The 21621-nt window shown below is 28.0% G+C and carries 25 protein-coding genes; 19 read left to right on the top strand and 6 right to left on the bottom strand.

What is annotated here, in order from left to right; translation table 11 throughout:
• The 14 genes from ACJJVY_RS14360 to ACJJVY_RS14295 all read left to right on the top strand — a co-directional run bounded on the left by ACJJVY_RS14360 (position 1) and on the right by ACJJVY_RS14295 (position 11025).
• On the top strand, positions 1 to 420 hold the full coding sequence (locus ACJJVY_RS14360) for a polymer-forming cytoskeletal protein (protein WP_405610210.1): 420 nt from the start codon (positions 1 to 3) through the stop codon (positions 418 to 420).
• Entirely contained in the window at positions 386 to 604 is a 219-nt protein-coding gene (locus ACJJVY_RS14355; protein WP_405610207.1) for an AtpZ/AtpI family protein, read from the top strand. The genes ACJJVY_RS14360 and ACJJVY_RS14355 overlap by 35 nt, the downstream gene beginning before the upstream one ends.
• Positions 597 to 983, top strand: coding sequence for a DUF6168 family protein (locus ACJJVY_RS14350; RefSeq protein ID WP_405610204.1), 387 nt, complete (start codon positions 597 to 599; stop codon positions 981 to 983). Before ACJJVY_RS14355 ends, ACJJVY_RS14350 begins: the two co-directional genes overlap by 8 nt.
• 83 nt (positions 984 to 1066) lie before the next feature.
• Positions 1067 to 2200 carry a F0F1 ATP synthase subunit A gene (atpB, locus tag ACJJVY_RS14345; protein ID WP_405610201.1) on the top strand — a complete coding sequence of 378 codons (1134 nt, stop codon included), beginning with the start codon at positions 1067 to 1069 and terminating at the stop codon, positions 2198 to 2200.
• Positions 2201 to 2279: 79 nt separating this feature from the next.
• The gene (gene atpE / locus ACJJVY_RS14340; RefSeq protein ID WP_004569351.1) at positions 2280 to 2468 is read left to right on the top strand and encodes an ATP synthase F0 subunit C; all 189 of its coding nucleotides are present in this window, start codon (positions 2280 to 2282) and stop codon (positions 2466 to 2468) included.
• A gap of 93 nt (positions 2469 to 2561) precedes the next feature.
• Positions 2562 to 3062: a F0F1 ATP synthase subunit B gene (locus ACJJVY_RS14335; RefSeq protein WP_405610197.1), complete on the top strand. Its 501-nt coding sequence runs from the start codon at positions 2562 to 2564 to the stop codon at positions 3060 to 3062.
• 7 nt (positions 3063 to 3069) lie between these two features.
• Positions 3070 to 3627, top strand: coding sequence for an ATP synthase F1 subunit delta (gene atpH, locus ACJJVY_RS14330; protein ID WP_405610194.1), 558 nt, complete (start codon positions 3070 to 3072; stop codon positions 3625 to 3627).
• A gap of 21 nt (positions 3628 to 3648) precedes the next feature.
• Positions 3649 to 5226: a F0F1 ATP synthase subunit alpha gene (atpA, locus tag ACJJVY_RS14325; RefSeq protein ID WP_405610191.1), complete on the top strand. Its 1578-nt coding sequence runs from the start codon at positions 3649 to 3651 to the stop codon at positions 5224 to 5226.
• Between the two features lie 49 nt (positions 5227 to 5275).
• On the top strand, positions 5276 to 6142 hold the full coding sequence (gene atpG / locus ACJJVY_RS14320; RefSeq protein ID WP_405610188.1) for an ATP synthase F1 subunit gamma: 867 nt from the start codon (positions 5276 to 5278) through the stop codon (positions 6140 to 6142).
• Between the two features lie 125 nt (positions 6143 to 6267).
• On the top strand, positions 6268 to 6702 hold the full coding sequence (locus ACJJVY_RS14315) for a hypothetical protein (RefSeq protein WP_405610185.1): 435 nt from the start codon (positions 6268 to 6270) through the stop codon (positions 6700 to 6702).
• Positions 6703 to 6793: 91 nt separating this feature from the next.
• Positions 6794 to 7726, top strand: a complete 933-nt coding sequence (locus ACJJVY_RS14310; protein ID WP_405610182.1) for a hypothetical protein — start codon at positions 6794 to 6796, stop codon at positions 7724 to 7726.
• A 538-nt stretch (positions 7727 to 8264) separates the two neighbouring features.
• Positions 8265 to 9017: an SDR family NAD(P)-dependent oxidoreductase gene (locus tag ACJJVY_RS14305; RefSeq protein WP_405610179.1), complete on the top strand. Its 753-nt coding sequence runs from the start codon at positions 8265 to 8267 to the stop codon at positions 9015 to 9017.
• A 1-nt stretch (position 9018) separates the two neighbouring features.
• The gene (locus ACJJVY_RS14300) at positions 9019 to 9882 is read left to right on the top strand and encodes an aldo/keto reductase family oxidoreductase (RefSeq protein WP_405610176.1); all 864 of its coding nucleotides are present in this window, start codon (positions 9019 to 9021) and stop codon (positions 9880 to 9882) included.
• 3 nt (positions 9883 to 9885) lie between these two features.
• Positions 9886 to 11025: an ATP-binding protein gene (locus tag ACJJVY_RS14295; protein ID WP_405610173.1), complete on the top strand. Its 1140-nt coding sequence runs from the start codon at positions 9886 to 9888 to the stop codon at positions 11023 to 11025.
• A gap of 145 nt (positions 11026 to 11170) precedes the next feature.
• On the opposite strand, the gene ACJJVY_RS14290 is transcribed toward ACJJVY_RS14295, so the two are convergent.
• The 4 genes from ACJJVY_RS14290 to ACJJVY_RS14275 all read right to left on the bottom strand — a co-directional run bounded on the left by ACJJVY_RS14290 (position 11171) and on the right by ACJJVY_RS14275 (position 16012).
• Complete coding sequence (locus ACJJVY_RS14290; protein ID WP_405610170.1) at positions 11171 to 12385, bottom strand: hypothetical protein; 1215 nt, start codon at positions 12383 to 12385, stop codon at positions 11171 to 11173.
• A gap of 103 nt (positions 12386 to 12488) precedes the next feature.
• Positions 12489 to 13328, bottom strand: a complete 840-nt coding sequence (locus ACJJVY_RS14285) for a LytR/AlgR family response regulator transcription factor (RefSeq protein WP_405610167.1) — start codon at positions 13326 to 13328, stop codon at positions 12489 to 12491.
• A gap of 108 nt (positions 13329 to 13436) precedes the next feature.
• Positions 13437 to 14627 carry a DUF1501 domain-containing protein gene (locus tag ACJJVY_RS14280; RefSeq protein WP_405610164.1) on the bottom strand — a complete coding sequence of 397 codons (1191 nt, stop codon included), beginning with the start codon at positions 14625 to 14627 and terminating at the stop codon, positions 13437 to 13439.
• 11 nt (positions 14628 to 14638) lie between these two features.
• Positions 14639 to 16012, bottom strand: coding sequence for a DUF1800 family protein (locus tag ACJJVY_RS14275; protein ID WP_405610162.1), 1374 nt, complete (start codon positions 16010 to 16012; stop codon positions 14639 to 14641).
• Positions 16013 to 16123: 111 nt separating this feature from the next.
• Here ACJJVY_RS14275 and ACJJVY_RS14270 point away from each other — a divergent pair, with 111 nt between their 5' ends.
• From ACJJVY_RS14270 to ACJJVY_RS14255, 4 genes are all read left to right on the top strand, one after another.
• Positions 16124 to 16642: an RNA polymerase sigma factor gene (locus tag ACJJVY_RS14270; protein ID WP_405610160.1), complete on the top strand. Its 519-nt coding sequence runs from the start codon at positions 16124 to 16126 to the stop codon at positions 16640 to 16642.
• A gap of 4 nt (positions 16643 to 16646) precedes the next feature.
• A complete protein-coding gene (locus ACJJVY_RS14265; RefSeq protein WP_405610158.1) occupies positions 16647 to 17171 on the top strand; it encodes a hypothetical protein in 525 nt (174 codons plus the stop codon).
• Positions 17152 to 18282 (top strand): hypothetical protein, encoded by a 1131-nt coding sequence (locus tag ACJJVY_RS14260; protein WP_405610156.1) that lies wholly within the window; start codon positions 17152 to 17154, stop codon positions 18280 to 18282. The genes ACJJVY_RS14265 and ACJJVY_RS14260 overlap by 20 nt, the downstream gene beginning before the upstream one ends.
• A gap of 95 nt (positions 18283 to 18377) precedes the next feature.
• Complete coding sequence (locus ACJJVY_RS14255; protein ID WP_405610153.1) at positions 18378 to 19436, top strand: isoaspartyl peptidase/L-asparaginase family protein; 1059 nt, start codon at positions 18378 to 18380, stop codon at positions 19434 to 19436.
• Between the two features lie 93 nt (positions 19437 to 19529).
• Here ACJJVY_RS14255 and ACJJVY_RS14250 read toward each other — a convergent pair whose 3' ends face one another.
• On the bottom strand, positions 19530 to 20504 hold the full coding sequence (locus ACJJVY_RS14250) for a YitT family protein (RefSeq protein ID WP_405610150.1): 975 nt from the start codon (positions 20502 to 20504) through the stop codon (positions 19530 to 19532).
• Between the two features lie 563 nt (positions 20505 to 21067).
• Here ACJJVY_RS14250 and ACJJVY_RS14245 point away from each other — a divergent pair.
• The gene (locus ACJJVY_RS14245; protein ID WP_405610147.1) at positions 21068 to 21214 is read left to right on the top strand and encodes a hypothetical protein; all 147 of its coding nucleotides are present in this window, start codon (positions 21068 to 21070) and stop codon (positions 21212 to 21214) included.
• 51 nt (positions 21215 to 21265) lie between these two features.
• On the opposite strand, the gene ACJJVY_RS14240 is transcribed toward ACJJVY_RS14245, so the two are convergent.
• Entirely contained in the window at positions 21266 to 21619 is a 354-nt protein-coding gene (locus tag ACJJVY_RS14240; RefSeq protein ID WP_405610144.1) for a hypothetical protein, read from the bottom strand.
• Positions 21620 to 21621: the final 2 nt, after the last annotated feature.

Raw genomic sequence — 21621 nt, 5'->3', positions numbered from 1 at the left:
ATGTTTGGGGGTAAAAACAAAGAGCCAGAAAAGAAAACTGTTACAGAAAGAAATGTTGTAGCTAAAAATACAGTAATTGTTGGAGATATTAAGTCTGACGGAGATTTTAGAATTGATGGAACTTTAGAAGGTACATTAAAAACAAATGGCCGTGTAATTATTGGTGTAAATGGGTTAATAAAAGGTAAGGTAGAAGCTGAATATGCCGATATAGAAGGTAAATTTATAGGAGAGTTATTAGTTTTAAATACACTTACAGTTAAAGCATCTGCCAATATTTCTGGAGACGTTATAATAGAAAAACTTGTTGTAGAAGCAGGGGCTGCGTTTAATGCCTCATGTGCAATGAAAGGCATCGGTGCGGTAAAAGAATTGAATTCTAATAATGACCAAGAAAAACAATCAGAAAAAATCGCTTAATAAAGCAATACGACTTTCAGGCGCAGGCTTGCAAATGGGCTTAACCATTTATTTGGGGTTTTTGTTTGGAAAATGGTTAGATGTAAAATTTGAAACTTCTTTTTTAAAAGAAACTGTTGCATTATTATCTGTTTTTATTGCTACTTATTCATTAATAAAACAAGCTAATAAAATTAATGATTAAAAATTATATAACCAAAGCTGTTCTATTTGTTGTTTTTTCTTTTTTATGTTTTTTTCTTCATAATTTTCTTTTAGAATATTATCAAATAGTTTTGCCTTTTTCACTAGAAAAAGTATACTTTTTTCATGTTGGCTTTTCTATGCTGATTTATGTGAATTTTTTATTGTTTTTAACTGTTGATAAAATATCAGAGCAATTAGGTTTTATATACCTTGGTGCAATTTTTTTAAAGCTAACGCTATTTAGTGTAGTCTTTAATAAATCAATATTTTCAGAAGAAAATTTAATTTTTTCAACTAAAATTTCGTTGTTAATTCCTACCGTTATTTTTTTATTAACAGAAGCTATCTGTGTTATTAAAATACTAAACAGAAAATAATATTAAAAATTACCTTAAAAAAAGGTTAATATTTTTTAATTATTGCATACCTTTGCGCGGAATTTAGAAAGCGTATTTTAACAATGGAGATTGCACAAAAAACAATCAAATTTCTTACATTAGTAGTAATAGCCTTTATTACCACTACAAGTTTCGCATTTGAGTCAGAAAAAAAACACCATAATCAAGAAGATGGTGGCGAGGTAAATACTCAAGAAGAGGTAACTGCTTACATTCAGCATCACCTTAAAGACTCTCACGATTTTACATTTTTTTCTTACACATCAGAAGAAGGAGAAAGAAAACATTTTGGTTTTTCTTTGCCAGTGATTTTTTGGTCTAGTGAAGGTTTGGTAACTTTTATGTCTTCAGAATTTCATCACAATGATGATGGGCACGTAATTGTAGAGAAAAATGGACTAAAATTCGCTAAGATTCACAGTAAAATCTATGAATTAGATAGCGGTGCAACAACCGTTTCTTTTGATGAAACTCATCATGCAACAAATGCACACAAAGTTTTAGATTTTTCTATTACAAAATCTGTTGTAGGTATTTTGTTAGCAGCTATTCTAATGTTTTTAGGTTTTTCTGCATTAGCAAAACAATATAAAACAAGAGAAATTCCTAAAGGTTTAGGTAGAGCTTTAGAGCCTTTAGTAATTTATGTTAGAGATGAAATAGCTAGACCAAATATTGGAGAGAAGAAGTATAAAAAGTTTATGGGCTTTTTGTTAACAGTGTTTTTCTTTATATGGATTTTAAACTTATTAGGATTAACTCCGTTAGGTTTTAATGTAACAGGGCAAATTGCAGTTACTGTAGCATTAGCTTTATTTACATTAGTAATCTACATTTTTAACGGAAGTAAAGATTTTTGGGCACATACATTATGGATGCCAGGTGTGCCTTATATTTTAAGACCAGTATTAGCAGTTATAGAATTAGCTGGTTTTATTTTAATTAAACCATTTTCATTATTAGTGCGTTTGTTTGCAAACATAACAGCAGGTCACTTTGTGGTAATGAGTTTAATAGCTTTAATGGTAACAATGAAAGAGGCTTTTGGTCCTGTAGCATCTACAGGGATGTCTTTAGTATTAGCGTTGTTTATTATGGTTATTGAAATTTTAGTAGCCTTTTTACAAGCATTTATTTTTACAATGTTATCATCATTGTTTATTGGGATGGCTGTTGAAGAACACGAGCATCACTAGTAAGAAAATCTTGATTTAAAAAATCAAGTACAAAAGAGAATTAGAATTTGTTTAATTAATATATTTAAAATCAATTAGTATGTACAATTTAATTGGAGCAGGATTAATCGTTATCGGAGGTGGTATTGGATTAGGTCAAATCGGTGGAAAAGCAATGGAAGGAATTGCTCGTCAACCTGAAGCAGCTGGTAAAATTCAAACTGCAATGATCATCATTGGTGCCTTATTAGAAGGTTTAGCATTTGGTGCATTAATCTTAGGGAAATAATTTTCTCAAAAAAAACAAGAACACAGTTCTGTAACGGTTGGTTACAGAATGTGTTTTTAAATTAAACAAAAAACAATATAATTAGTTAATAGAATGGAAACTTTATTAAACGATTTTTCACCAGGGTTATTTGTAATGCAAATTGTTATCTTAATAATTTTATTATTATTGATGAAGAAATTTGCTTGGAAACCAATTCTAAACTCTTTAGAAGAAAGAGAAACTGGTATCGAAGACGCATTAGCATCAGCAGAAAATGCTCGTAAAGAAATGCAAAACTTACAAGCAGATAATGAAAGACTTGTAAAAGAAGCAAGAGCAGAAAGAGAAGCAATGATGAAAGAAGCAAGAGATATTAGAGATAATATGCTTGCAGAAGCAAAAGAAGATGCAAAAGAAGTAACAGCTTCTTTAATAGAAAAAGCACAAGCTTCTATTATTCAAGAAAAGCAAGCAGCTTTGGCAGAACTAAAAAAGAATGTTGCAGAATTATCAATAGGTATTGCAGAATCTGTAATTAAAAAAGAATTATCTAATAAAGGAGATCAACTTAAGTTAGTTGAAGGAATCTTAAAAGATGTTACTTTAAACTAACGTAAGTATGAAAGACGCAAGAGCAGCAATACGTTATGCAAAAGCAATCTTAAACCTTGCTAAAGACTCTAATGAAGAGTCTGTAGTAAATGATGATATGTTATTTATTGCGAACACTATTTCTGAAAATGATGAATTCGCAGTAATGTTAACAAGTCCTATTGTTAAAGCTTCGGATAAAATAAAAGTTTTAAACGCTTTATTTCAAGGAAAAGTAAATAACATTACACTTGGCTTATTTCATTTATTACAAGATAATAAAAGAATAGCAATGCTATATTCTATTGCACAGCAATATGCAATTATTTATGATTTTGATAAGCATATGCAAGTTGCTAAAGTTACAACAGCTGTTCCTTTAACTGCTGATATTGAAAAACAAATTTTAGCAAAAATTGTAGCTTTAACAGGAGAAGAAGCAAATTTAGAAAACGTAGTAAATCCAGACATTTTAGGAGGATTTATTTTACGTGTGGGAGATGTGCAATACGATGCAAGTATCTCTAATTATTTAAACGAATTAAAAAAGGAATTTGACAACAGTCATTTTATTCCAAAAATTTAATAATACATCAAATTATATAAGATGGCAAGTATTAAACCAGCTGAAGTATCAGCAATTTTAAAGCAACAGTTAACAAATTTTGAAGCAAAAGCAACTTTAAACGAAGTAGGAACTGTTTTGCAAGTAGGAGATGGAATTGCTCGTGTTTACGGTCTTTCTAATGTTCAATATGGTGAATTAGTAGAATTCGATAACGGATTAGAAGGTATCGTATTAAACTTAGAAGAAGATAATGCAGGTGTTGTATTATTAGGTGCTTCTACTTCTATTAGAGAAGGTTCTACTGTAAAACGTACAGAACGTATTGCTTCTTTAAGAGCAGGTGAAGGCGTTGTAGGACGTGTGTTAGATACTTTAGGAAATCCAATCGATGGTAAAGGTCCTATTGAAGGAACAACCTATGAAATGCCTTTAGAGCGTAGAGCTCCTGGGGTTATTTTTAGAGAGCCTGTAACAGAACCATTACAAACTGGTATTAAATCTATTGATGCAATGATTCCTGTTGGTAGAGGTCAACGTGAGTTAATTATTGGAGATAGACAAACTGGTAAATCTACCGTTGCTTTAGATACCATCTTAAACCAAAAAGAATTTTACGATGCTGGTGAACCAGTATTTTGTATATACGTAGCTATTGGTCAAAAAGCTTCTACTGTTGCAGCAATTGCAAACATGTTAGAAGAAAAAGGAGCAATGGCTTATACTACTATTGTCGCTGCAAATGCATCAGATCCTGCAGCAATGCAAGTTTATGCACCATTTGCTGGAGCTGCAATTGGAGAATACTTTAGAGATTCTGGGAGACCAGCTTTAATTATTTATGATGATTTATCTAAACAAGCTGTTGCTTACCGTGAAATTTCTTTATTATTAAGAAGACCTCCAGGACGTGAGGCATATCCTGGTGATGTATTTTACTTACACTCAAGATTATTAGAACGTGCTGCAAAAGTTATTAATGATGATAAAATTGCAAGTGAAATGAACGATTTACCAGATTCTTTAAAAGGAATCGTAAAAGGTGGAGGTTCTTTAACTGCATTACCAATTATTGAAACTCAAGCAGGAGACGTTTCTGCATATATTCCAACAAACGTAATTTCGATTACAGATGGACAAATTTTCTTAGATGGAGATTTATTTAACTCTGGAGTTCGTCCAGCAATTAACGTAGGTATTTCTGTATCTCGTGTTGGTGGTAATGCTCAGATTAAATCTATGAAAAAAGTATCTGGTACTTTAAAATTAGATCAAGCACAATTTAGAGAGTTAGAAGCTTTTGCTAAGTTTGGTTCAGATTTAGATGCTGCTACTTTAAGTGTAATTTCTAAAGGACAACGTAATGTTGAAATTTTAAAACAAGCACAAAACGATCCTTTTTCTGTAGAAGACCAGGTTGCAATTATTTATGCAGGTTCTAAGAACTTGTTAAAAGATGTACCTGTAAATCAAGTAAAGAAATTTGAGAAGGATTATATCGATTACTTAAATGCAAAACATAGAGATACTTTAGATACTTTAAAGTCTGGCAAATTAACACCAGAAACAATTGCTGTTTTAGAAGCGGCGGCTAAAGAGATTTCTACTCATTTTGAATAAAAAATAGTTGTCATTCCCGCGAAAGCGGGAATTTCAAAATTCCAATAGAATGGCAAACTTAAAAGAAATACGTAATAGAATTACCTCTATTAAATCTACAATGCAGATTACATCTGCCATGAAAATGGTATCTGCTGCAAAGTTGAAAAAAGCACAAGATGCAATTACGGCTATGCGCCCTTATTCATCTAAACTAACAGAACTGTTGCAAAATTTAAGTGCAACTTTAGATAGTGATGCTGGTGGAGCATATTCAACTCAAAGAGAAGTTTCTAAAGTTTTATTAGTTGTAGTAACTTCAAATAGAGGTTTATGTGGTGGTTTTAATTCATCGATTACAAAAGAAGTGGTTAAAACTGTAAAAGAAAAATACAGTAATATTGATGTAGACTTATTTGCTATCGGTAAAAAAGGAGCAGATGTGTTAGTTAAGCAGTTTAATATTATTGAAACTAACAATGAAATTTACGATGATTTAACTTTTGACAATGTTGCAATAATTGCAGAAAAGTTAATGAGTTTATATGTTGATGGAACTTACGATAAAATTGAAATTTTATATAATCAATTTAAAAATGCAGCAACTCAAATTCCTCAAGTAGAGCAATTTTTACCAATTAAACCTATTGAAGGAGTAAATACTGCAGAAGTAAATTCTGATTATATTTTTGAACCATCTAAAGAAGAAATTATTGAGGCTTTAATACCTAAATCTTTAAAAACTCAATTATACAAAGCTATTAGAGATAGTTTTGCTTCTGAACATGGTGCTCGTATGACTGCAATGCATAAAGCAACAGATAACGCAACAGAATTAAGAGACGAATTATTGTTAACTTATAATAAAGCACGTCAAGCAGCAATTACTAATGAAATTTTAGAAATTGTAGGTGGAGCAGAAGCTTTAAATAATTAGATTGGCATTAGCAAAGTATAATTATTAAGTAACAATATTTTTATAAAGTATAAAGCGAACCAATTTGGTTCGCTTTTTTTATGTATTGGCACAAAATTTGAAAATTTTATTTTAAATTTATGAAAATGAAAATAATTATACTATTTTTTGCTCTTTTTTTATTAAAATGTGCTAGTGTTAAAACAGAAAAGGAAGCTCCTTTTATTGTTGAATCTACGACTTATTATAAAGGTGAAGTTAAAGAGGAAAGTAGTATTCATATTAGATTTACTCCTTTAGAAGAAATAAAATTTGATAGTCTGTATCTTAGAAATAAAAAGGCTAAAATTAAGATTAAAAGAAAAGGAGGTTTAGAATATATTTTTGCTGAATTTGATAAAAAGCCAATTAAACAAGATCTTGTTTTAGATGTTAATCCTAAAAAAGAACTTAAAAACAAAATTCCTAAATCACAAAATATTCTTTTTAAACTAAAAGAAAATGAAGCTGTCATTAGTTACTTTATTAATGAGGAAATAGCATATTTTAAAATCAAAGAAATAAACATTTATCAAGACTAAATCAAAAAATAAAAACCACTACTACTTAAGTGGTTTTTATTTTTGGCACACATTTTGAAATTATATAAGCGTAACACTAAAATTAAAGCTTATGAAATCAGTAAAACTACTTATAACACTTATTATTACAGGAGCATTATTTAGTTCTTGTAACAACGTTTATTATGATTCTTATGAAGAATACCAACAAACCTTAGAAGAGGTTGTGTCCGAATACGATTTATGGTACGTAGATTATCATAGAACTTCTGGTAACGGAGATATACCTTATGTTTCTAGAGCGTTTACATTATCTTTTGTAAACGGAATATTATATGCAAACAACAATATTGTAGATATTGGTAGAACCGGCAACGGTTTTGGTATTGATGTGGGTACTTACAATACATATAATGGTTTGTTAGAAACATATCACGACATAGATGGAGCAAATGATTTTGAAGTGACTATAATTTCTAATAACGAAATTAGATTATACAATTACCTAGAAAACGTAAGTTATTATTTAATCGGTTACCAAGTAAATACTTTTGATTATGATAAATTATTTTATGAAAACATAGAATATTTTTTACAAGAATATATTGCATGGGAGAAGGTTAGCACAACTGGTGGTGAACCTAATACATTTGATTATGAAAATTATTTAGCTTTTACTCCGGAAAATATAACAACTTTTTATAGTTCACAAGATAATTTTGGCACAGATATTGAATCTATTAATTGGAACTACGTTGGTGATTACGAAGTTTATGATGTAGCAGGATATGAAGATTTAAAGATTTTAACACTAAATTATGATGGTGGAGATATAGAAGAGTTTGAGTTAAGCGTTGTTAATGATGGAAGGATAAGTTTATATCATACAAGTTCGCAAACTACTTACGATTTTAAAGGAAGAGGTTTTGTACAATATTTAAAAACTGAGAGTACAAAAAAAGAAGCAAAAGAAACTGTAAGGAATAGCAATAGAAAACGTACTAAAGTAGAAAGAAAAGTAAAGAATAGAAGAAATTTAAAATAAAGTTTGGTTAGTTGATTTTTGATTGATTATTTTTAATAGTCAATTAAAAAAAAACCGCTCTGCAAAGGGCGGTTTTTTGTTTGTTAATAATTTTAAAGAAAATTTTAATAATATTAAATAAACAAGACAACTTGTTTTAATACATTTATGATGAATTTACCAACATTTTCAAATAGAAATTAATTAATAGAATTCGAAAAAAAAGTTTAAAACTAAAATAGGATTTTGCCATATTTTAACTGATAAAATTATTATTTCTAGTTTATGGGATTTTTAGAAGTTTAAATAACTCAGGAACTTCTATCATCGAAAAAAATAAAACTAAAAGAATAAAGTTTAGAAAAGCAATAGTTGGTATAACACGTTCTCGGTTTAAGGTTTATTTTGAAGATGAAAAAGGTAGTATAAGAAAAAGATTAATTATGCTTCCGGGTACTTTAAAAGAAGGACAAAAAGAAACTGAAAAGCAAAGACAATAATGCAGGAAGAATTTATTATTGAATAAAAAATTTACCCGATTATTATAAATATAAAAAAAATGATAAAAACAGCATTTATTACAGGCGCAACATCAGGAATAGGAAAAGCAACAGCAGAAATTTTTGCAAAAAATAATATCAGATTAATTCTTTGTGGAAGAAGAGCAGAAAGGTTAGCTGAAATTAAAGTAGAATTAAGTAAACTTACAGAAGTAACTACTTTACAATTTGATGTTTCTAAAAAAGAAGAAGTTGCAAATGCAATTAATTCTTTACCAGAAAATTTTAAAGAAATAGATGTTTTAATAAATAATGCTGGTAACGCGCATGGTTTATCTGCCATACAAGATGGTAATTTAGAAGATTGGGATGCAATGCTAGATATTAATGTAAAAGGTTTGTTGTATGTTTCTAAAGCAATCATTCCAAAAATGACAGAAAGAAATAGCGGTTTTATTGTAAATATAGGCTCTATTGCAGGTAAAGATGTTTATCCTAATGGAAATGTGTATTGCGCAACTAAACACGCTGTAAACGCTTTAAATAAAGCAATGAGGATAGATTTAAATAAATATAATATTCGTGTTTCTGCAATTCATCCAGGAGCCGTAGAAACAGAATTTTCAAATGTTCGTTTTAAAGGAGATACAGCAAAAGCAAAATCTGTTTATGCAGGTTATAAAGCCTTACAAGCAAAAGATATTGCAGATATTATTCATTTTGTAATTACAAGACCTTACCACGTAAATATAGAAGATTTGGTAGTTTACCCAACTGCACAAGCAACCCCAACTATTTTAAATAAAGAATAATATGCCAAAATCAAAAATAATAATTGGTTGTATGTCTTGGGGAAAGTGGGGTAAACAGTTTTCTATTAAAGAACAGATTGATATGATTCAGTTTTGTATAGAAAACGGTAATACAACTTTTGATCATGCAGATATTTACGGAGATTATTCTACTGAAGCAGAATTTGGAAATTCGTTTATAAGAAGTGGAATTTCTCGTGATAAGATTCAGTTAATTTCTAAATGCGGTATCCAACTTGTTGGTGACAAAAGAATCAATAAAGTAAAGCACTATAATTACTCTAAAGAATACATTATTTCTAGTGTAGAAGCTTCTTTAAAAAACTTAAAAACAGATTATTTAGATACTTTTTTATTACACAGACCAAGTCCGTTAATGCAACCCAATGAAATTGCAGAAGCAATATCAGTATTAAAAGAAAGTGGTAAAATTAATAATTTTGGAGTTTCAAATTTCACACCATTTCAAGTAGATTTAATTACTGATAAAATTTCTGTTGATGTAAACCAAATAGAGTTTTCTTTAACACAACATTTGGCAATGCAAGATGGAACATTAGATCAAATGTTGCAGAAAGAAATACAACCAATGTGTTGGAGTCCCCTAGGAGCTGTTTTTAGAGAAGACACTAAGCAAACGATAGCTATAAAAAACGTTCTTTATAGTTTAGCAGAAAAATATGCGGTTACACAAGACGTTATTTTATTGAGTTGGATTTTAAAACATCCTGCAAAAATAGCTCCAGTAATAGGAACTACAAATAAAGAAAGAATTTTAAACGCTAATAAAGCATTAACAATAGAGCTAGATTTAGAAGATTGGTTTGAACTGTTAGAGGTAAGCAAAGGAAAAGAAATGCCATAAAAAATGATTAACAAAAGGCTTCTTATTAAAAACCTACTTTCTCATAACGATGAGAATAGTTTTTATGATAAAAAGCAAAAGTTGTCCTTAAATTCTAAAGATGGAAAAGCAAAATTTCTAAAACATATTTGTGCGCTTTCAAACACAAATCCAGAAAACAATTCTTACATAGTTATTGGTGTAGAAGATGAAGAAAATAAAATTATTGGTGTCGATTTTTTTGATGATAGTAAGATTCAGAATTTGGTAAATGCATACTTAAATAATCCTCCAAAAATTGAATATGTAAATGTTCCTTTTCCTAGTTTACAAAGGCATAAAGTAATTGGTTTGGTTACAATTTATCCAAATAATAAAATTACATCACTTATTAAAAATGTTTGGAAATATGATAAAGGAACTATTTTTTACAGAAGGGGAAGCAATTCTATACCTGTAAATGTAAAATTTGAATTAAGGAATACAAACAAAGTTATTGTTGAAGCAATAGAAAAAAATGCTAGCAATAATATTGAAATGACTTTAGATGGTGTTTTCGATTTTATAAACAATCATAAACAAGAATATAACCCAAAATATAAAGTTTTTAACGAACAGTTTGTGTTGTGTTGGGCAGGAGAAAAGAAGGTTTTAAATAATGAAGAGTTTTTTTCTAGAGTAGATATAGAGTTGATTAACGAGCAAGTAAAAATATTTTTTTCTGCCTTAGATGATGTTCAGATTAGTTATAATAAGAATTCTTTTATAGTAACAGAATACATTTTTTTAGGTTTAGAAAAACAGGAGGAATTATATCCTTTAGAAAAAACGATTATCAATTTTAAAGAAAATGGTAAGCATGATATTGTAAAAGAGTTTTTATTTATTCCGCCAAAATTTGACATAAATATTATAACAATTATTTATAATACATGTAATGATATAGTAACAAAAATTGAAAATAAAGAACCCCTTTCTGATGTAGAATTAGAGGATGTTTTACGTTTACCAACCAATTATTTAATTTGTTATTTGCATGGTTTTGTAGAAGTTTCTAAACAACTTAGAAAAGTTAAAAATTACATTAGAAATTTAGAAGATAAAACTACTTACATTAAATATAAAGAAGCAATGCGTGTGATTAGAAAGGTGAAGTATCATTAGAAGGATTTTTTAACTATTTTTGATATGTTATTGGTAAGTGTTTAATTACTAAATTTAGTAATTAAACACTTACCTAGAAAACCTGATAGAGTTTTCTTAAGTAGGCTGGGGTTGAACAATAAAACACACAAGTTGTAAGTTCTCGCTAATTTTCATCAGGCTTAATCCAATCTGCATTTCTAACAAACAAAATATATTGTGCATATTCTGTTGTATATGTGCCATCAATAATATCGTAAGCATCCCAAATAGTTATAAGTTTTTTAACTTTAGTACCTCTAGACGAGTTTAGATAAGGAGAATCTGTCGCATCTAATTTAAGTAAGCTAATCGAGTTTGGTTCTGTAACTTTTTTATAATCCGCTATACCTTCAATATACATAAATAACCTATTATCTTGAGAATACTTAAATCGAGTAAATGCTTTGCCTTTATCTTGCATAAACTTTGGTAACGCTTTACTATCAACAGTTAATCTAGAATCTACATACAACGTATTTAAGCTAACCATTTTATTAGAATAAGGTAATTGCATATCTTTTTTAATTCGACCAGCAAAAGTATATCTATAAGCTTGTAATGTGTGTGAAAAACCCAATCCACTATAAAGATTTTTGTTTTCCCAGTTCTTTTGTGTGTATAACCTTTTAAAGTTATGAAACATGAATTTGTCTCTACTTCTTGTAACCTTATAATTATTTAAATTGTACGCTATATTTTTTAATAAATTGATCGTATTCATACTCAAATAAGGTTTTTCTTTTTCTATAATCATATCTAGTTTATTCTTAGACCAAGAAATTAAATACTCATTTTTACTATCAATATCTTTATGATATGCTACAGGTAGTTTTTCTTTTAATAGTTTTCTAATCAAATCGAAATCTGCAATTCTATCAATTCCAACGAGATTAAACTTTTTGTCTTGAGAAAGTTGAGCATAATAGGCTCTCATTTTTACCCATTTATTTCTATGTTGTTCAGATATTCTACCTATGTAAACGGGCCATTTTTTTAATATCTCTTTCAATGTAATTTCATTTGATCCTTTTATATATTCTTGAAGATAATAACCTTGAGCAATATCCATTTCGGCTAAATAAGTATCAATATGTATTTTCTGGTTAAGTTGTGTAAACATTGCGAAATCTATTCTTGGGGATGTTTCAACTTCATGAACTTCGCCTACTAAAAATAGTTTGTTATTATAGAAGCTATCATCAAGTGAATTAAATTGAAGAGAATCTGTCATTTTAACAACTTCTGTATGATCATCTAAATAGTTAACATATTTACTAGAAGAACAACTTGTTAGAAGTAGTAATAAACTTACTGTGATAAAAAAATTAAGAGTTTTCATTTGTTAGTTTTTTAAGTTCACAGCAAATAGAACACATTAAAACAAATGAAAAAAAAGAGTGTGATTAACCTGAGGTTTTTGGGTTAAAATTGAAATACACGGGCTATTTTTGAAGCTCTTGGGACGAATTTGAAAGTCTTTTATTAAGCGCCTTATAGTAAACCTGAGAAATTGGTATAGCCTCTTCGGTTGTTGTAATTCTTATAAAACGTTTTCTAGCATTGCCTTCTACAGTTTTAAGATAATCTAAATTTACCAAGTAAGATCGATGCACTTGCCAAGCTTTAGGTAGTTGTTTTATAATATTAGATAGCGTGCTTCTTAAAGTTTTTTGTTGCATGCCTTTATTTGTATTAAAATAAATATCTACATAATTCTGTTGCGCTTTTGCAAAAATAAAATCCGATTCAAAAATGGTTAAGGTTTCAGATTTATTGGTACCATTAATAGTAATTTTTTTAACCTTTTTATTGCTCGATTTATCATAATCAGGAACTTCTATTTGACCATATTTTGAACGCAAATAAAGCCACAAAGGAACTACAATAGGTGTAAAAGGTACTCCAAAAGATTTTATAAAATCCCATATTAATTCATAGGTAAAAGAAGTTAAACCACTAATTACAAGGAAGTGATAAAAGAAAGAAAAAATAAATATAACAAAGAGTGTGCTAATAATATAAATGCACTCGTTTATTATAAACCATCGTTTTGTTTGAATTTTGTAAACGTAATTTTCTATAGGGTGAAATATTAAAATCGGTATTATTATACAAACGGCATAACCAGAAAGAATTAAATATTTATAAGAAAAACTATTACTATTATCAAAAGGCTCTAAGGTAATTAACAAAACCGGAATTACTGTACCTAACAATAATGCAATCAAAAAAGTAGGTTTCCAATTTTGGGTGTATGCTATCGTCTTATTAAGTGAGATCATTGTTCTTTACAATAATATTTATGCCTTAAAAATATATTTTATAGTAACTTGTTAATTATACAATTACAAGACGAACGAATTTAGCAGATTATTTTTAGAATATCAAGTTTAAATAAAGCCTAATTTAGAAAACGATTTGTTTAAAATAGCAGTATCATCAACTTCTAACCATTTGTCTAAAATAGTAGCATAAATTTCTCTAAAATCTACTTCATATTTTAGATTCCCGTTTTTATCTAAGTTTGCTAAATTTGGTAAGCTATTATACAAACCTTGTTTTTTTAAATTTTTTCCCATCACAAAAACGTTATTTGCAGTTCCATGATCTGTTCCTTTAGATTCATTTTGTTTTACACGTCTTCCAAATTCTGAAAACGTAAGAATTAACACATCATCAAACGTGTTGTTTTTTTGTAAATCATCGATAAAAACTTCCATACTTTCTGCATATAACTTTAATAATCTTGCTTGTGTATTTGTTTGGTTAGCATGCGTATCAAAACCACTTAAACCTGCATAATAAACTTGAGTTTCTAATCCTGAATTTATAAACTGAGATATGGTTTTTAGTTGTTTCCCAAACAAATTTTTGGGATATTCAGCAGAAGAACTTTTTGTTTTCGTTTTTTCGTAAATATGTTTTGCAGACGATTTTGCATCTATCATAGTGTTATACAAATAGCCCAAATTATGTTCACTTAAATGAGCATCATTATAATTAGAAACAACGTTATTAAAAAACGGTGCTTTCATAGAATTGTAAAACATCTTAGAGTCTGTAATTGCCAATCCATTTTGTGTTTTCCCTTTCATCATTAAAGACAAACTTTCATCTACTTCTATTGCAGAAAATGGGGTTCCTTTAGTGTAATCTAAATAACGACCAACCCAACCATTTTGCAAATATTCGTTACTATCGCTAGCCGTTTGCCAAATATCTGTAGATCTAAAATGTGATAAATTTGGATTAGGATATCCAACATTATTTATGATACTTAGAAAACCTTCATCATATAATTTTTGTAATGGTTCTAAGCTTTTATGAAGCCCAACCTCATCAGAAATCTTAAATAAATCGTTTTGTTTTAAAGCGATATTATTTCTTTGTTGATAGTAAATATCGTTGTTAAAAGGTACAACTGTGTTTAAACCATCATTACCTCCTTTTAACTGAATAATTACTACTTTTTTATTGCTAAATATTGATCTAGGGTTGTTCTCAAAAGCCTTTAAAAACTGAGGCACAAAAAACATTCCAGAAGCAAAAGTTGATTGTTTTAAAAAATCTCTACGTTTCATATGTTTTTAATTTAGCAAAGTTGATATTCTGGTAAACTCATTAATTGTACAACAAAATCATGTTTAGAAAGCTTTTCATTTCTCTCTAACATTTCTACTGTTCCTTTATTTACTTTTGATGTAATTATTTGGTGTACCAAATCTTTATTAGAATCCTTTTTAAAATTTTCTTCAAAAGAATTCCAATCTGCATTGACTTTTATAAAAGCTTTTTTTCTTAACTTTCTTGCCTTAAAATTAGTAATCATTGTTTCTTCATCACCTTTTTCGGAATAAGCAATTTCTGCATTGTTTAATAAAACAGAAGGCAAACGTAAACGTGTAACAATGGTATTACTGTCTATCCAATTTCGTCCAGTTTTCCAACCTGCAACATTTGGCGGACTCAATAATATTTGACCTAACAACTTTTGAACCAATAATATTTGGTTCATTTTTTCAATTTTATAAGGTACAATTGTATTCATACCTACTAAAAATTCTATGGGCGATTTTATTTTTATTCCAATATTTTCATCATCATAAAACCACTTAGAAAGCAACACAAAACGCATTAAATTTTCGATGTTATAGTCTTTATAAAATACGGCAACCATCTCATCAATATGTTTTGTTTTGATGTTATCATTAACAAAATAAGTATAGATTTTTTCTGAAATGAATCTGGCGCATTGTTTTTGTTCCAAAATAATATCTATAATATCATCACCATTAAAATTGCCTGTTTTACCAAAAAAGGTTTTTTCTTTTTCATCATGGTGTTTTTCTCTAAAGATAAATTCTCCTTTAAAGTTATGATTATATCCTGTAAAAGAGCGTGCAGATTCTTTAATATCTTGTTCTGTATAATGATCTTGTCCTAAAGTAAAAAGCTCCATTAATTCGCGAGCAAAATTCTCATTCGGACTTTTTTTCTTGTTCTGTTTGTTATTCAAATAACCAAGCATTGCAGCTTCTTTAGAAACCAGTTTTGTAAAATCTCTAAAATTTCCCAAAGCATTTTTACGTAACACATTATTATAACTCTCCACAAATAAGATGTTTTTACTTTCGCAAACAAAATGATTTGCCCAAAACAAGGTCATTTTCTCTCGTAAAATTTCAGTAGGATTATTTAATCTTGTAAACCAAGCAGTAGAAAATTCTTTTACTTTTATTCTACTTATTTTCTGTAGTTCTCTCCTCTTCTCTTTGTCTTTAAAATCTTGATAATTTTTACCATTAAGAAAAGAAACATCAACAGATAATAAAGTTGTTTTTTTTGAATCTTCAAAAAGCTCATTAATCACATTTTTTTTACTTTTTTTTGATAAACGCGCCAATTCTTTTGGTGTAATACCAAAACCAACTCTGTTATATAAATGTTGTATATGTACTGATTTCATGAACTTTAGACTAAAAATATTAAAGATAGTTTAATTTTTAGAAATAAAAATTAAGAAAACTGAAACCTTTAACTATCTTTTTCGTTTTTAATATTAGAACTAATTAACTTAATGTCTAAAGAACTTCATCTTTTAATTTTAAAAAGCAAGAAAGGGAATCAGAAAGCTCAAATAAAGCTTTATGACTTGTTTTGTGAAGCGATGTTTTTTATTTCTTGTAGATATCTTAAAAATGAAGAAGAAGCAAAAGACGCTATGCAAGATGCTTTTTTAAATTTAGAATCTTATAAAATAGAAACAAGTTTTGGTGCTTGGTTAAAGAAAATAGTTATTAATACTTGTATAGATACATTAAAAAAGAAAAAGATAGAAACCGTTTCTTTAGATAATTATCCTTTTGAAGTTTTAGATTATGATAATGATTGGAATTTTGATGTAAAAATTGATAAAAAAGAAATTGTTGATGCCATTGAAAATCTAAAAATTAAATATCAATTGGTTGTTAAATTGTATTTATTGGAAGGTTACGATCATTCAGAAATATCAGATATTTTAAAAATTCCGATTAAAACATCAAGAACACAATTAAGAAGAGGAAAATTGGAACTCAGAAACCTTCTAAAAACTTAAAATTATGGAACATGATATTAGAGATTTATTCAGTAAAAGTGAATCTCCAAAAAAGGAGTTACCAAAATTTCATCGCAAAGATTTTATAACAAAATTAGATGGAATGAAAAACAGTAAGGATAAGAAGAAGACTTATTATTTCTTAAAAATTGCAGCATCAATTTTAGTATTACTTTTTTGTGGATATTTTTATCAGAATACAAATTCTACACCCACAAAAACGGCATTTGAAATTCAATTTGAAGGAATAGAAAAAGAGTATTTAATCAATATTGATAAAGAATGGAATGCTTTTATAGAAGTAGCAAATGATACTATTTTAATCAGAAAATATAAAGAGAAATTAAAGGAGTCTGATATGGAGTATAAAAAAATAACGACCCAATTAAAAGAGCTTCCAAATAACATAAATGTTTTAGAATCTTTAATAGATAATTTGCAAAGACGTTTGCAAGTTATCAAAGATATTAAAGAGCATATTAAAGAGTTAAATCAAAAAAATACAAGTAATGAAACCATATATTTATAATATTATATTTTTATTAAGTATCCATTTTTCTTTTGCACAAACAAAGGAATTGGTCTTAAGAGAAAGTTACGAAATTGATGAAAACACCATCTTAGAAATTGATATTGATAATGCATCAATTGTGTTTGAAGAGTCTAATGATCATAAAGTTCATCTTGATTATTCAATTCTTTTTAATAAAGATTCAGAAGAAATTCAATATAAAGTTTTTAAAGGGATTAATGCTAAATCTTCTAAAAGGAATAACAAAATAAAGTTGGATGTAAAAAACTCAATGTACCTTGGAGAGTTATATTCTATAGATGTTGATATAGAGATTTACAAAGAACATATTCGAGATTTTTTTAAACAAATCAAGAAAAATAAATTTTTCTACAAATCAAAAGATTCAATAGTAAAAGAAATCGACTTTAGTTTAGGTGGAGATTCTAATGATTATTTTAAGAAACTTAAGTTAGAGAACCCAAGTAAAAACTATGGAAAATCACCACGAAAATTTAAACAAGATTTTATAATTAAAGTTCCAAAAAATGTAAAAATTAAAATTAAAGCGCTTCACTCTAGAATAGATTTTACTTATGATGTTAATACGCACCTTGATGTAAGTTCTTTTAAAACATATTATAAATTTAAAAGTATCAACAATAAAAAAAATACATTTAAATTGATGAGTGGTATTTTTCAAGCAAGAGAAATCATAGGAGGAAATTATGATATAAAAGATATTTACAAAGTAAGAATAGGATCAATTACTGATGCTATATTTAAAACTGAAACTTCTACAATTCAAATAGGAGAAATAGGAGAAAATGTTTCATTTAAAGATTTTACTAGCAAAGTACATTTATTCAATTTTATTGAAAGTTTTTCTGATTTTAATTTTGAAGGAAAATATTCTGAGTTAAGTTTATATAACGTAAAAGAAAGTAATTATACAATGAGTGTTTTTGGTTTCAATACAGTTTTAAATATGGATGATAATAAAATTAGTTTTGGAGACTCTAAAGAAGAAAAACTTACAAAAATTCTTGCAAAGAAACCAAAAGATACTATTATTCCTAATGGAAATATTGCAATTGAATTAAAAAATGGAATTCTAAATATTAAATAAAATTTCTTTTATTCTAAAGTCTGTCATTTTGTTGTTCCGTTTTTGTTGTTTACATTCGAATGATAATTTTAATCAACTATATATTAAACAGAAACATGAAAAAAGCTTTTTTTATTACCTTGTTATTACTGATTTCTTTAGGATGCAAAAAAGAAATAGAATCATCAGTTAAAGAAGAAGTATCTTCTACAAAAAAGAATGAATTTGCAATTATTATTCATGGTGGAGCAGGTACAATTTTAAAGAAAAATATGTCTGATGAAAAAGAAACTGAATATAAAACCAAATTAGAAGAAGCTGTAAAAGTTGGTTATACTATTTTAAAAAATGGAGGAACAAGCCAAGAAGCAGTCATGAAAACGATTCAAGTAATGGAAGAATCACCATTATTCAATTCAGGAAAAGGTGCTGTTTTTACACATGACGAAACCAATGAATTAGATGCTTCTTTTATGGATGGGAAAACATTAAATGCTGGTGCAGTTGCAGGCGTTACAAATGTAAAAAGTCCGATAGAATTAGCGATAAAAGTAATGACAGATTCTGATCATGTAATGCTTTCAGGAAAAGGTGCTTCAGAATTTGCCAAAGAAAAAGGATTAGAAATTGTAGACCCAAGTTATTTTTATACAGAAAGACGTTTTAAATCTTTACAAAGAATTAAAGAGAAAGAGAAAACAGCATTAGACCATGATGATAAAATGGCAGTTTTTTATGATTCTGATATTAAAAATGCAAAATTTGGAACTGTAGGTTGCGTTGCTTTAGATAAAGATGGAAATATTTCTGCAGGAACTTCTACAGGAGGAATGACCAATAAACGTTATGGTAGAATAGGAGATTCGCCAATTATTGGTTCTGGTACGTACGCAAATAATAATACTTGTGGAGTTTCTTCTACGGGTTGGGGAGAATATTTTATTAGAAACCAAGTAGCTTATGATATTTCTGCTCAAATGGAATATAAAAATAGTTCGTTAAAAGAAGCAACAAAAGATGTTATTCAAAATAAATTAACAAAACTTGGTGGTACAGGTGGTGTTGTCGCTTTAGATAAAAATGGTAATATGTCTTTTGAGTTTAATACTGCAGGAATGTACAGAGCCTCTATGGATGACAAAGGAGAATTAGTTGTTAAAATTTATAAAGAATAAAACTATTTTAAAAATTGACAGTATTTCACAAAGTGTGTACGTTTTCAAATCTCAGGTTAAAAATTAATCTGAGATTTTTTGTTTGTAGGCAAGTTAATGTAGAGGTCTTTTTTTAATCATACCACCTTTTATATCTTTTATGCTATTCATTATAATAAAAGCATTAGATTCAATTTTTTCAATTTCAGAATTTAATTTATTTACTTCTAAACGAGTAATTACAGTGTAAATAATTTCTTTTTCATTAGAAACGCCTTCTTTTTCAAAACCACCTTTACCTTTGTAAATAGTTACAGCTCTACCTAATTTATTGGTAATCATATCTTTTATACGAGAACTCTGAGGAGAAATAATAGTTACTCCAATATACTCTTCTATACCTTCTATAATAAAATCTAATGTTTTAGAAGCAGACATGTAAGTTATCATAGAATAAAGTGCAACTTCAATAGAAAGTAAATAAGCTGCAATAGAAAAAATAAATACGTTAATTAAGATAATAATATCGCCAATAGTTGTACCAAATTTTCTACTTAGATATATTGCAAGTACTTCTGTTCCGTCAATGACAGCTCCACCTCTAATAGAAAGTCCAATACCTGCACCGAGAAAAAAACCACCAAAAATTGCCACTAATAAATCATCATTTGTAACATTAGGGAAAGGTACAATAGCAACACAAAGAGCCAAACCCGTAATTGCTAGAGCTGTTTTTACAGCAAACTGTTTCCCCATTATTTTATACCCCATAATTACAAACGGAAAATTGATGCAAATAATAAGAATATAAAGAGGTACACCAGTAATTGCAGCTATCAGTAAAGAAATACCTGTAGCACCACCATCTATAAAATCGTTTGTTAATAAAAACCCTTTAAAACCAAAAGAAGCAGAAAATATACCAACGATTATTAATAATAGGTTTTTAAAATTACGTTTAAAAGTAATTATAATCTCTTTATATCTTTTGGCAAGTTTATATTCAGAAGGTTTTCCTTTAGGATACTTTTTTTTATCCTTAAACTTAAGGGTTGTTTTAATTATAATGTTTGCTAAATAAGATTTCATAATGGTTAAGAGGGATTTATTAATTGGAAAGGAAATTGATAATAAAGTCAGTCTTAATTCAATTATTAAGATTAATGACGAAATTAAAGGTTTTTTTAAGAACAAGTATTAAATAAGACATAAAACGGAAAATATTTCACTAGATTTTAATTATTTTTTTAACCTCCATATTATTTACTCTTTATTTTGAAACCGTTTCTTTAGAAGCTTATCCATTATAGTTTTTAGAAATAATTCTGATGAGTTAGTCTATAAAGTTTATAAAGATAAAAATGAGGGAACTTTAGATGTAAAAAGCTCTATACTTCTTGGTGAGCTTTATACATTAATTGTAGATATTAAAGTTTTTAAGAACTATATAAAAGAATATTATCCTAAAAGAAGAAAAAATCAATTTATACACAAGTCTAAAGATTCTATATTAAAAGAAATAAAGGTTAGTTTAGGAGCTGATGTTTATGATTATTTTGAAAGATTAAAAGAAAAAAATACCACTAAAGACTTCGGAGAAGGAAGTCGTAAATTTCATCAGAAATTTATAATGTAAAAAATAATTTAATTTATTGAGTGGTATTTTACAAGCGGAGAAAATAACAGGGTGTAATTATAACTTAAAGGATATTAATAAAGTTGTAATAGGTGTTATTTCTGATGTAAAATTAGATACTGAAACCTCTAAAATAGAAATAAATGAAATATTAAATAAATAAAAAACCAACTCATTAGAGTTGGTTTTTTATTTTAGAAAAAGAGATATTTTGTTAAAAATTTTGCATGTAATAAGATAACCATTTCTCTGGAATAGGATCTAAAGAAAGTTCTATATCTTCTGAAGATATTTTCTTTTTAAATCCTAAACGAGATACTTTAGGAATAGATAGGTTAGTACTATTTGTTTTATTAATAAGATCTAAAACTTCACGAATGGATTTTCCTGAACATAAAACCAAGTTATTCATTATTAGGTTAGATTCAGTTTTTAAGTCATAAAAATCTACATAATAAGTCGGTTTATCGTTTTGATAAATAACCCATTGAGAGCTTTTCTTTTTAGGAATTTCTACTACTTCTTTTGTTCCGCTTAAGGTTCTATATGTGTTTTTTTTAAATTTCATTA

Origin of the sequence: Polaribacter sp. Asnod1-A03 (genome assembly GCF_045063585.1) — a bacterium.
Lineage (GTDB): Bacteria > Bacteroidota > Bacteroidia > Flavobacteriales > Flavobacteriaceae > Polaribacter.
Note: the sequence above shows the minus strand (reverse complement) of the source record. Positions and strands in the feature narration are given on the sequence as shown.